Source organism: Phenylobacterium sp. 58.2.17 (genome assembly GCF_026411515.1).
Classification (GTDB): domain Bacteria; phylum Pseudomonadota; class Alphaproteobacteria; order Caulobacterales; family Caulobacteraceae; genus Phenylobacterium.
In genome coordinates, this window is sequence record NZ_JAPMTQ010000071.1 from 1 (window position 1) to 11,189 (window position 11,189).

Genomic DNA, 11,189 nt, shown 5'->3' on the forward strand with positions numbered 1-11,189 from the left:
GACAGCCGCCGCACCGGCCGCGCCGCGCCGCATCGCCGAACCGGCCGCCGTCGCGACCGCCGCGCCGACCCCGGTGCCGTCGCCGGTGCGCTATGTCGAGGAAGCACCGGGCACCGCCACGGTGCTGACCCTGGGCGCCCACATGTGCAAGTGGCCGATCGGCGATCCGTCGAGCGACAGCTTCACCTTCTGCGGCCGCCGGCAGGACGAGGGCCCCTACTGCATGGAGCACGCCCGCGTCGCCTATCAGCCGGTGCAGACCAAGAAGCGCGGCGGCGCCAACGAACTGGCCCGCTCGCTGCGCCGGTACATCTGATCCGGGGGGATGGGTTCGGGGCGCGCCTGTCGATGGCTAGCTGTCGACAGGCGCGCCCTAACTTCTTTTCGGCGGCGCACGCCGCTATGTCTGCCCTATGACCGACGTCGCGACCGACTCCGACAGCAACGCCAAGGCCTATTCGGTCTCTGAACTCGCGTTCGCGCTGAAGCGCACGCTGGAGGACGCCTACGGGTTCGTGCGCCTGCGCGGCGAACTCTCCAAGGTCACCCACCATTCCAACGGCCACGTCTATCTGACCATCAAGGACGAGCGCGCCGCCATCGACGGCGTCGTCTGGAAGGGCTCGGTCAAGAATCTCTCCATCCGCCCGCAACAGGGGATGGAGGTCGTGGTCACCGGCAAGATCACCACCTATCCGGCCGGCTCGCGCTACCAGATGGTCATCGAGACCATGGAGGCGGCCGGCGTCGGCGCGCTGCTGGCCCAACTCGAGCGCCTGAAGGCCAAGCTGCATGGCGAGGGCCTGTTCGATCAGGCTCGCAAGCGGCCGCTGCCGACCATGCCGGCCGTGGTCGGCGTCATCACCAGCCCCACCGGCGCGGTGATCCGCGACATCCTGCACCGCATCCGCGACCGCTGGCCCTGCCGGGTGATCGTCTGGCCGGTCGTCGTCCAAGGCGACGCCGCCGCCGGGCAGGTCGCCAACGCCATCGCCCGCTTCAACGCCATGGCGCCCGACGGGCCTGTGCCGCGCCCCGACGTGCTGATCGTGGCCCGCGGCGGCGGTTCGGTCGAGGACCTCTGGGCCTTCAACGACGAGGGCCTGGCGCGCGCGGTGGCGGCCGGGACGATCCCGCTGATCTCGGCCGTCGGGCACGAGACCGACACCACCCTGATCGACTTCGTGTCCGACCGCCGCGCCCCGACGCCGACCGCCGCCGCCGAGATGGCCACGCCGGTGCTGGCCGAGTTGAAGGCCTATATCGGCGACCTTTCGGGCCGCCTGCACCGGTGCGGCGGGCGGACGGTCGAGGACCGCCGCGGCCGGGTCGAGCACGCCGGCCGCGCGTTGGCCCGCGTCCCCGACTTGGTGGAGATGGCCGCCCAGCGCTTCAACCTGGCCTCCAGCCGGCTGGGCGCGGGACTGTCACGCAACGTGGCGGCGCACCACACCGACCTGGTGCGGGTCTCCTCGCGGCTGTCGCCGGGCCTGTTGCAACGGCCCCAGCAGGTCCACGCCGACCGCCTGGCGCGGCTGGTGGTCCGCCTGAAGCCGGCAATGACCCGCGGCCTGGACCGCACCGCCGAGCGGCTCTCCAGCCTTTCAAAGCTCTACGTTTCGGTCGATCCGAGCGCGCCGCTGAAACGGGGCTTCGCCCGGGTGCACCGCGCCGACGGCTCGCTGGTGCGGGAAGGCGCCACCCTGGCCAGCGGCGAAGGCGTGCGGCTGGTCTTCGCCGACCAGAGCCGCGAGGCGACCATCGACGGGACGCCCAGCGCCGCGCCGCCCGTGACGCCGACGCCGGCCGCGAAGCCCGCGCGCACCGCCAAACCGCCGCCCGCCCCCTCCAACCAGGGCGACCTGTTCTGACCGCATCGCAGCGGCGAAGTCAGGCGGCGCCCTGTTCTCGCCGCCTCCGGCGCGCTACATAGATTTCCATGAACGCCCACGACCGCGACCTCACCGGCTCCGATATCGCCTCGCTCCACTATGGCGACGGCGAATTCGTCGTGCTCAAGCCGGGACGCTACGTGATCTGCGCCGTCTCCAAGGTGAAGATCCCGGTGGAGGCCCTGCGCTACTGGAATCCAGCCCTCCAGGAAGCCTACGCCACGCCGGTCGAAGCGCTGGCGCGGTGGAAGGCGCTGCATCCCTGACGGCGTGCTGAACCGCCGCACGGCGGTTCTCGGGCTGGCCTCCGCCGCACTCGCCGCGCCGATCCAGGCCGCCGACCTGGCGCTGAGCGGGCGCATGCAGCAGAGCGGCTTCGCCATCGGCCGCACCACGCCGCGCGCGAAGGTGTTCCTCGACGGCCAGATGGTCGCTCGCGCTTCCGACGACGGGTTCTTCTATCTCGGCTTCGACCGCGACGCCGGCCCCCGCGCGCAGGTGCGCATCGACGCCCGCGGCGCGGACCTGACGCGCCACCTGCAAATCGACCGCGCCGAGTACGACATCCAGCGCATCAAGGGCCTGCGGCGGGTCTATCAGGGCCAGGCCAGTCCCGAACTGGAGGCGCGCATCGCCGAGGAAAGCCGCCGCAAGGCCGCCGCCTTCGCCAGCGTCACCGATCGGGACGACTTCAGGACAGGTTTCTCAGCGCCGCTGCGCGACTTCCGCGTCACGGCGCGGTTCGGCGGCCAGAGGATCGTCGACGGACGGCCGCGCCCGCCGCACTACGGCATCGACCTGGCCGCCCCGACCGGCACGCCGGTGACCGCTCCGGCTGGGGGACTGGTGGTGCTGGCCGACCCGCGGATGCTGTACGAGGGCGGTATGGTCATGATCGACCACGGCCAGGGCGTGGTCTCGGCCTATCTTCACCTCAGCAGCGTCGACGTCGCCGGCGGCCAGAGCCTGGCGCGCGGCCAGCGCATCGGCGCGGTCGGGTCGACGGGCCGGGCCACCGGCCCGCACCTCTGCTGGCGGCTGAAGTGGCGCGGGCGGCACATGAACCCGATGCTGATGGTCGGCGTTCCCGGACCTGCCTAGCAATTCCGATCCGATCGGATCGGACTTGCTCATGAACCTATTGAATTTAGCGCACGTTCTTCGCCGAACCGGCGACCACTTCGGCAGAATATGTTCTAGCGATTGCGCCGATAGGTCTCGTTGGGCCAGCGCTTGTGGGTCCAGAACCACTCGGCCGGACGCTCGCGCACCCAGCCCTCGATCATGGCGTTGATCTTGCGCACCGCCGCCTCGATGTCGGCGGTGGTGTTGCCGGTATGCTCCAGGTGGATCGGCTCGTGCACCACCACCCGGAAGCGGGCCTTGCGCCCCCGCTGCACCGACATCGGCTGCAGCACCGTGTTGAAGCGCAGCGCCAGCCGCGACGGCCCCGGGGCGGTGTGGCAGGTGACGCCGAAGAACGGCGCAGCGACCCCGCCGTTGAACTTCTGGTCGTTCATCAGCGCCACGGACTCGCCGCGTCCGAGCGCCGCCAGCAGCTCGCGCGCACCGTCGCCGCCCTTCGGCGCGAAATAGCGGACCCCGTAGCGGAAGCGGTAGTCGCGCACCCGCTTTTCGACGTGCGGGTTGTTCATCGCCCGATAGGTGATCTGGCACTTCACCGGCGAGTTGACGATCGCCGCGGGCATCACCTCGAAGTTCGCGAAGTGACCCGAAACGAACACCACCGGTTCCTGATTGGCGGCGATCTCGTCGAAACGCTGGCCGTTCACGATCTCGACCCGATCGGGCGCGCCGATGATCCGGTCCATGATCAGCAGTTCCAGGAAGGTGCGGCCGGTATTGTCCCACTGCGCCTTCAACAGATCGGCGATCTCCGCGTCCGAGGCCTGCGGGAACGCGATGCGCAGATTGGTCTCGGCCACCTTCTGGGCGCTGGTCAGCGGGCCGAGGGTCTTGAAGAACCAGGCGCCGAAATCTGACACCAGGTCGACCGGCAGCATTCGCGCGAAGGCGATCACCACATCGAAGGCCAGGGCCTCCAACCGCCACAAAAGATCCTGCGCCACCGGGGGCTTAGCCTGCGTCATGCCCTCTACTAGTCGCGTCGTTCCCTGTCGCGCAACGCGAACAGCGCTCGCTTGGCGCGCGACTTGCGAAATTCAACACAGGTCGTCTCGCTTTGAGACGGGCGGCAAGCAGAAGGACCGGGAGCGATGGAACCCATGGGCAGCAACATCGACGTTCACCTGGGCAAAAGGCTGCGCCGGCGGCGGCGCCTGCTGGGCCTGACCCAACAACAGCTGGCCGGCGCGTGCGGCGTGCGGTTCCAGCAGATCCAGAAATATGAATGTGGCGCCAACCGCATTTCGGCGGCCCGCCTGTGGCAGCTGTCAGAAGCGCTGGAAGTGCCGGTCGGCTACTTCTACGACGGTCTGGCGGACGCTGCGCAGCGCGAGCAAGCGCTGGGCGAAGGTCCCGGCGAGGCCGGCGGCGAAGTCCTGGGCAGCAAGGAAACCCTGGATCTCATCCGCGCCTACTACCAACTCGGCGAGCGTCCGCGCCGCCGCCTGCTCGACCTCGCCAAGTCGCTGAACGGCGAACACGAAGCGGCCTGACGTCAGACTGCTTGCGCCCGACCCAGCGATCCCCGACAGGGGATTTCGCGGAGGCCGGCGGCAGGGTAAAGCGGATGCCATGCCCGCCCTAGCCGCCGGCCGTCTGGCCGAACTCGACGCATTCCTCCTCGAACTCAACGCCGCCGCGGCGCGCGTGACGCTGCCCTACTTCCGGTCCGACCACGGGCTGGAGGACAAGGGCGGCATGCGCGGCTTCGACCCCGTCACCGCCGCCGACAAGGGCGCGGAGGCCGCGATCCGCGAACTGATCGCCGCCCGCTTTCCGGAACATGGCGTCATCGGCGAGGAGTACGGCGAAGACCGCCCCGACGCTGAATTCGTGTGGGTGCTCGATCCCGTGGACGGCACACGCGCCTTCGTCGCCGGACTGCCGCTCTGGACGACGCTGATCGGCCTGCGCCACCAGGGCCGCCCGGTCCTCGGCTCCATCGGCCAACCATATCTGGACGAGGTCTTCATCGGCCACGCGGGCGGATCGCGCCTGATGGCCCGCGGGGAGGTCACCCCCCTGAAGGTTCGCGCCTGTCCCAAACTGACCGACGCGACCATCGCCACCACCGATCCCGAGGCCTGTTTCGACGGCGCCGAACTGGGCGCCTGGACCCAGGTGCGCGCCGCCGCGCGGCTGGCGCGGTTGGGCTGCGACGCCTACGCTTACGCCATGGTCGCCATGGGCAAGATGGACATGGTGATCGAGGCGGGGCTGAAGTCCTGGGACATCGAATCCGCCATCCCCCTGATCGAAGGGGCCGGCGGCCTGGTCACCAACTGGCGCGGCCAGCCGGTCGGGCAGAACGGCGGCCAGATCGCCATCGCCGGCGACCGGGCCTGCCTCGACGAGGCCCTGGTCGCCCTGCGCCGCTCGGCGAAATAGCTACTTCTTCGCGGCCGGAGCCTTCTTGGCCGCCGGCTTAGCGGCGGCCTTCGGCTTGGCGGCGGCCTTCGGAGCCGCGGTCTTCGGAGCCACGGCCTTGGCCGCCGGAGCCTTCGCTGCGGCGGGCTTCGCCGCCGCCTTGGGAGCGGCCTTGGCGGCAGGCTTGGCTTTCGGCGCCGCTTCGGCCTTCGGCTTCACCGCCTTGGGAGCCGCAGCCGCCTTGGGCGCAGCGGCCTTCGCAGCAGGTTTGGGGGCCGCCTTCGCCGCGGGTTTGGCGGCCGGGGCCGCCTTGGGCTTCACGGTGGTCGCCGACTTGGCGGCGGGCTTGGCTTCGGCCTTCGGCTTCGGCGCCGCCTTGGGCTTGGCGGGCGCCTTCGGCGCGGCCGACTTGACCTCTACGACTGCGGCCGGAGCGGCCGGGGCGGGTTCGGCGGCCTTGGGCGCAGGGGCCGGCGCGGGTTTGACCTCGGCGACCGGAGCCGGAGCGGGCGCGGACGCCGGCGCTGCGGCGGTCGTGGGCGCCGGCGCCACAGGCTTGGGCGCAGCCGGTGCGGGGGCCGAGCGGCCCAGCAACGCGTCCAACGCACGCAGGAAGATGTTCCGCATTGTGTCCGTCTCCATGAGAATTTCGTGGAACGCGCCGGCTACATTGATGAACTCGCCCGCAGGCAGGTTCCTCGCGGCCGCACGCTGGGCGGTGTTGTCGACGAGTCGATCCTGTTCGGCCGACACGATGACGACCGGAATCGTCACGCTTTTCAAGGTCTCGGGCCGCGACAGGTAGGCGGTGGCCTTGAGCGCGAAGTCGATCCAGCCCCAGGTGGGCCCGCCCAGGTCCAGCTTTGGTTCGGCGCGCACCTGGGCCTTGGCGCGCTCGTAGCGCGTGCGGTCGTGGGTCAGGACGTTGGTTTCGAAGGTCTCCGCCGGCCCGGCCGGACGCGCATAGGCGCCGCCCCGCCCGAGCAGGACATTGAGACCGGCCATCAGCCGCGCCGCGGTCGGCGAAGTCTTGCCCAGTTGAAGTCCCAGCATCGGCGCGCAGAGGATCGCGCCCTGGAACCGGGCCGCCTCGCCCTTGGCCAGCGCCAGCAGCGTCAGGCAGCCGCCCATCGAATGGCCGATGGCGAACCACGGTTGCGGCAGCCGGCTCTCATAGGCGGCGAGCAGGGCGTGATAGTCGGCCAGGAACGCGTCATAGCCCCGGGCGTGGCCGGCCAATCGGTCGGAAAGCTCGCGATGCGACAGCCCCTGGCCGCGCCAATCGTGGGCCAGGACCACATAGCCGCGGCCGGTGAGGTCCTCGATGACCTCGAAATACTTTTCGATCGGCTCGGTGCGTCCTCCGCTGAGCACGATGGAGCCGCGGACCGCGCCGCGGGCTGGGAACAGCGCGGCCCGAAGCCGGGCCTTTCCCGCGCCCTCGAACCAGGCCGCCTCGGCGCCGGCCGGAACCGGCGCGCTTGGAATGGAAATCAAAGGCGCCGGCGACATGCTCATCCCAGTTTGGCGAACAAGGCCTGCATCTGCGGCTGCAGCGACATGGCCAGGCCCATATCCGACACCTTGAGCCGGCCGGTGATGACCGCGGTCATCGGGTTGAGCTCGCCCGCACCCAGCGCCTTGAGGTCCTTGCGGCTGATCGAAACCGTCAGGTCGGCCGGCTTGTCCTCGTTGGTCACCGAGGCGCCGTCGATATGGATGAAGCCTTCGCCGCGCAGGTCGACCTTGAACGTCCTGCCCAGGCCGGAGTCCTCGCCCACGGCGGCCGCCACGCGCTGGGTCAGTTCCTCAAGTGTCGTCGTCATACGCACCGCCTCACATCGTCGTGAGCGGCAGCTTCGCCTCAAGCGCGAGCCAAGTAAACGGCTCAGCCAGGGTTTGAGCGGCGATTTCGTCGCAGGCTTGGTTAAGAGGCGGGCGGCGCCGCCGGACAGGTCTCGCTGACCCGCTTGGCGGTGGTGATGGCGTTGGCGCTGAGCGGCACCCCGGCATAGGTGGTGCTGATCTTGGCGTTCATGGTGAAGGTGGTCGGCGAGTAGGTGCCGGTCGCCTCGAGCGCGGCCTTGCTGCCGTTCTTGGTGGCGCAGGCGCCCTTCAGGCGAATCTTGCCATCCTTGAACACCCGGGTCGGGTAGTCGCACTTGTAGTGGCGATTGGACGGCCCCATCACGAATTTCGAGACCTCGGCCGGCGTGATGCAGCGCTTCTCGGTCTTGGTCTGGCTGACGATCGCCGAGACCTTGTTCGTCACGTCCCAGTAGCCCGGCAGGATCGTCTGTTCCTGGGCGGCGGCAGGCGCGGCCAGCAGCAGGACGGCGGGGATCAGGGCGAGCGGGGCGTGTCGGAGCATATCTGGCCTTTAGCGCATCGAGTTCAGGCCAGGCTAGCGGCTTGCAGGTGACTGCATGCTGACAGAACCGAGCGCCGGCCCGTTCATCTTGGGATGACAGCGCGCCGGATCAAGCGCATGTTGCGAACAACTCTCAACAAGAACGGGGAGAACACCCATGAAGACCCTCGATCTCGCCGGCCTCGATGAGCTCTATCGCCAGCCGGGCAAGCTGGTGCTCGACAAGGTTCTGGACCATGTCGAGAAACACGCCCGCGCCTTCATCGGCCTCTCGCCGTTCTGCGTGGTCAGTTCGGCCGGGCCGGACGGGGCCATCGACGTCTCGCCCCGCGGCGGCGAGCCGGGCTTCGTGCATGTCAGCGAGGACGGGCGGACGCTCTACCTGCCCGACCGGCCCGGCAACAACCGGCTCGACACCATCCGCAACCTGCTGTCAGGCCCCGGCCGCATCGGCCTGATGTTCATGATCCCCGGCTTCGACGACGTGCTGCGGGTCAATGGCCGGGCCAGCGCCACCGCCGATCCCGACCTGCTCGCCAAGTTCGTCGAGTTTGGCAAGACGCCGCGGCTAGTGCTGATGATCGCGGTCGAGGAAGCCTTCCTGCACTGTCCGAAGGCGATCATGCGCGCCCGCCTGTGGGAAGCCGACGCCCAGGTCGAACGCAGCGCCCTGCCCTCCGGCGCGGAAATGATCTTCGAGCAGCTGGAGATGGGAAAGGTCCCCGTCCCCAACGAGCAGATCATCGCCAGCTACAAGGAACAGCTCTAGCTGACCGGTTTCACCAGCCGCAGGGTCATGCGGTCGCTCTCGCCGATCGCATCGTAGGGCGCCCGGTCGAAGTTGGGGTCGGCCGGTTCGCCGCGCGGCGCGCTGAGCCGCACGGGCGGCAGGGTCCAGACCCCGAACGGGTGGTCGCGGTCGTCGGCCGGGTTGGCGTTGATCTCGCTGGTCTTGTCGAGGACGAAGCCGGCCTCCTGGGCCAGGCGCACGGCGTAGGCTTCCTGGACGTAGCCATTGGCGGCGAGCACGTCCTGCACCCCGCCGGGCGGGGCGCGGTGCTCCTCGATCCCTAGCACGCCCCCGGGCTTGAGGGCGGCGAAGGCGTCGCGGAACGCCTTCTCGGCGATGCCGGCCGCCATCCAGTTGTGCAGGTTGCGCAGGAACAGCACCAGGTCGGCGCTGGCGGCCGGGGCCACCGGGCCGCTGGTCGGGCCGAAGGCGGTGATCTCGACCTCGCCATAGATCTTCGGCTTGGCCTTGAGGCGCGCGCGGTAGGCTTCGACGATCTCGGTCGAGGCCGGGTCGGTCGGCTCGAGGTCGGCGGCGATCAACTTGCCTTTGTTGGCCGCCAGGTACGGCGCGAGGATGTCGGTGTACCAGCCGGCGCCGGGCCAGAACTCGACCACCGTCTGGCCCGGCTTCAGGCCCCAGAACTCCAGGGTCTCGACCGGATGTCGCCAGAGGTCACGCGCCTTGTCGGCCGCCAGACGCCAGTCGCCGGCGACCGCATCCTGCAGCGTCATGTTGCGCGCGGCTTTGGTCGGCGCAGGCTCGGCCTCGCCCTTCTTGCCGCACGCAGCCAGCGCCAGGGCGCCGATCAGAGCGCCCCGCCGCGAGAAAGTAGCCGCCGAACCTGCAAGAATACGCCGCATGTAAATTCCAAACCCGCCATCGTCCCGAGCGGCTTACCTGACCCGGGGCGATGGTCAAAGCGTGGCCCTACTGTTTGACGAACCGCAGGGTCATCCGGTCGCTTTCGCCAATGGCGTCGTACTTGGCGCGGTCGAAGCTCGGATCGGGCTTGTCGGCGGCCGGCGAGCGGCGAACCGGCGGCAGGGTCCAAACCCCGAACGGGTGGTCCTTGGTGTCCTTGGCGTTGGCGTTGATCTCGGACTTGGCGGCCAGCTTGAAGCCGGCCTTCTCGGCCGTGGCGATCACGAAGTCGGTCGCGACATAGCCGTCGGAGGCGCCCGGAACCTGGGCGCGGGTGGGGTCGGAGCGGTGCTCCTCGACCGCCAGCACGCCGCCGGGCTTCAGCACATCGTGGAAGTCCTTGAACACCTTGTCCAGCATGCCCGGCTGGCCCATCCAGTTGTGGATGTTGCGGGCGGTGATGACCACGTCCGCCGAGCCCGGCGCGCCAAGCGGACCCGAGACCGGACCAAAGCCGACATAGGTGATCGGGCCGAACTTGGCCTGGTCGGCGTACTTGGCCTCGAAGTCGGCCCGGCCCTTGCGCGCGCCGTCCGACAGCTTGGGATTGGCCAAGTCGGCGACGCCGGCGACATAGGTCCCGCCGGTGGCCTTGGCGTAGGGAGCCAGAATCTCGGTCCAGTAGCCCGAGCCGGGCGAGATTTCGATGACCGTCGCCTTGGGCTTCACGCCCCAGAATTCGAGGCTCTCATAGGGATGGCGCGCGGGGTCGCGGGCGACATGGTCGGCGCTGCGCTGCGGGCCGGCGATGGCGGCCTTCAGGGCCGCGTCTTCGGCCGACGCGATCGCCGGCTGGGCGATGACGGCGAGCGCCGCGGCAGTGGCGAGCGCGAACATACGGAGGGACATCTGCATCGTGCCTTCTGGTTGTTTTCCTGGACGCGGCGCAGCCTAGAGGGGCCCGCGCCGCTGACAACCCGGCTTGCGCGCTCGCGGGCCTGGCCATGCACGATTGTTGCCCGGCGTAGGTCTTGAACGGGACAAATCGCCTCCCACCTAGACATTCGAAGGCGCTGGTCATCCGGGCCTTCCGGACACAGGGCGAGGCCGAATGCGGCTCGCGTGCCGTCCGAACCACGCAACCTTGCTTAAGCCAAGAAGGTACAAACGCATGCGTACGATCGACTTCTCCCCGCTCTACCGCTCTGTCGTGGGCTTCGACCGCCTGGCCTCGCTGCTGGAGACCGCCAGCGCCGACGCCGCCGCCGGCTATCCGCCCTACAACATCGAGCGCACCGACGAGAACGCCTACCGCGTCGAGATCGCGGTCGCCGGCTTCCGTCCGGACGAACTGAACATCGAGGTCAAGGAGAACCTCCTGACCGTCCAGGGTCGCAAGGCCGCTAACGACGACCAGCGCCGGTTCCTCCACCGCGGCCTGGCCGAGCGCAACTTCGAGCGCCGGTTCCAGCTTGCCGACTACGTGGTGGTCACCGAGGCCAAGCTCGCCGACGGGCTGCTGTCCATCTCGCTGAAGCGTGAGCTCCCCGAGGCCCTGAAACCCCGCACGATCGCGATTTCGACCGCGACCGAAGCCAACCTGATCGAAGGCGAGAAGGCCGCCTAACCTCCCCCCGAGGCGGCTTCCAGCCCTCCGGGGGGGGGGGGGGGGGGGGGGGGGGCCCCCCCCCCCCCCCCCCCCGACGCCCCCCCCCCCCCCCCCCCCCCCCCCCCCCCCCCCCCCCCCCCCCCCCCCCCC

At 69.6% G+C, this 11,189-nt stretch carries 14 protein-coding genes; 8 read left to right on the forward strand and 6 right to left on the reverse strand.

Annotated features, from left to right (window positions below; all coding sequences use genetic code 11):
- The 4 genes from OUA97_RS22280 to OUA97_RS22295 form a co-directional block, all read left to right on the forward strand.
- Positions 1 to 316: GcrA family cell cycle regulator (locus OUA97_RS22280; RefSeq protein WP_323691115.1), on the forward strand; the 316-nt coding region annotated here is incomplete at its 5' end.
- A gap of 97 nt (positions 317 to 413) precedes the next feature.
- The gene (gene xseA, locus OUA97_RS22285; RefSeq protein ID WP_267234283.1) at positions 414 to 1,871 is read left to right on the forward strand and encodes an exodeoxyribonuclease VII large subunit; all 1,458 of its coding nucleotides are present in this window, start codon (positions 414 to 416) and stop codon (positions 1,869 to 1,871) included.
- A 68-nt stretch (positions 1,872 to 1,939) separates the two neighbouring features.
- Positions 1,940 to 2,158, forward strand: coding sequence for a DUF2093 domain-containing protein (locus tag OUA97_RS22290; RefSeq protein ID WP_267234284.1), 219 nt, complete (start codon positions 1,940 to 1,942; stop codon positions 2,156 to 2,158).
- 4 nt (positions 2,159 to 2,162) lie between these two features.
- The gene (locus tag OUA97_RS22295) at positions 2,163 to 2,993 is read left to right on the forward strand and encodes a M23 family metallopeptidase (RefSeq protein WP_267234285.1); all 831 of its coding nucleotides are present in this window, start codon (positions 2,163 to 2,165) and stop codon (positions 2,991 to 2,993) included.
- A gap of 95 nt (positions 2,994 to 3,088) precedes the next feature.
- Here OUA97_RS22295 and OUA97_RS22300 read toward each other — a convergent pair whose 3' ends face one another.
- Complete coding sequence (locus tag OUA97_RS22300; RefSeq protein ID WP_267234286.1) at positions 3,089 to 4,003, reverse strand: lysophospholipid acyltransferase family protein; 915 nt, start codon at positions 4,001 to 4,003, stop codon at positions 3,089 to 3,091.
- A 126-nt stretch (positions 4,004 to 4,129) separates the two neighbouring features.
- Here OUA97_RS22300 and OUA97_RS22305 point away from each other — a divergent pair, with 126 nt between their 5' ends.
- Positions 4,130 to 4,531 carry a helix-turn-helix domain-containing protein gene (locus OUA97_RS22305; RefSeq protein ID WP_056016904.1) on the forward strand — a complete coding sequence of 134 codons (402 nt, stop codon included), beginning with the start codon at positions 4,130 to 4,132 and terminating at the stop codon, positions 4,529 to 4,531.
- 79 nt (positions 4,532 to 4,610) lie between these two features.
- On the forward strand, positions 4,611 to 5,426 hold the full coding sequence (gene hisN, locus OUA97_RS22310; RefSeq protein ID WP_267234287.1) for a histidinol-phosphatase: 816 nt from the start codon (positions 4,611 to 4,613) through the stop codon (positions 5,424 to 5,426).
- On the opposite strand, the gene OUA97_RS22315 is transcribed toward hisN, so the two are convergent.
- From OUA97_RS22315 to OUA97_RS22325, 3 genes are all read right to left on the reverse strand, one after another.
- Entirely contained in the window at positions 5,427 to 6,917 is a 1,491-nt protein-coding gene (locus tag OUA97_RS22315) for an alpha/beta fold hydrolase (protein ID WP_267234288.1), read from the reverse strand.
- 2 nt (positions 6,918 to 6,919) lie between these two features.
- Entirely contained in the window at positions 6,920 to 7,231 is a 312-nt protein-coding gene (locus tag OUA97_RS22320) for an SCP2 sterol-binding domain-containing protein (protein WP_267234289.1), read from the reverse strand.
- 101 nt (positions 7,232 to 7,332) lie between these two features.
- Entirely contained in the window at positions 7,333 to 7,776 is a 444-nt protein-coding gene (locus tag OUA97_RS22325; protein ID WP_267234290.1) for a DUF3617 domain-containing protein, read from the reverse strand.
- 157 nt (positions 7,777 to 7,933) lie between these two features.
- Between OUA97_RS22325 and OUA97_RS22330 the strand changes: the two genes are divergently transcribed.
- The gene (locus OUA97_RS22330; protein ID WP_267234291.1) at positions 7,934 to 8,545 is read left to right on the forward strand and encodes an MSMEG_1061 family FMN-dependent PPOX-type flavoprotein; all 612 of its coding nucleotides are present in this window, start codon (positions 7,934 to 7,936) and stop codon (positions 8,543 to 8,545) included.
- On the opposite strand, the gene OUA97_RS22335 is transcribed toward OUA97_RS22330, so the two are convergent.
- Together OUA97_RS22335 and OUA97_RS22340 are read right to left on the reverse strand one after the other, a co-directional pair.
- Positions 8,542 to 9,429: a class I SAM-dependent methyltransferase gene (locus OUA97_RS22335; RefSeq protein ID WP_267234292.1), complete on the reverse strand. Its 888-nt coding sequence runs from the start codon at positions 9,427 to 9,429 to the stop codon at positions 8,542 to 8,544. The two genes, OUA97_RS22330 and OUA97_RS22335, sit on opposite strands and share 4 nt — an antisense overlap.
- A gap of 67 nt (positions 9,430 to 9,496) precedes the next feature.
- Positions 9,497 to 10,339 (reverse strand): class I SAM-dependent methyltransferase, encoded by an 843-nt coding sequence (locus OUA97_RS22340; RefSeq protein WP_267234293.1) that lies wholly within the window; start codon positions 10,337 to 10,339, stop codon positions 9,497 to 9,499.
- A gap of 262 nt (positions 10,340 to 10,601) precedes the next feature.
- On the opposite strand from OUA97_RS22340, the gene OUA97_RS22345 reads away from it, so the two are divergent.
- Positions 10,602 to 11,057: an Hsp20 family protein gene (locus tag OUA97_RS22345; protein WP_267234294.1), complete on the forward strand. Its 456-nt coding sequence runs from the start codon at positions 10,602 to 10,604 to the stop codon at positions 11,055 to 11,057.
- Positions 11,058 to 11,189 lie beyond the last annotated feature (132 nt).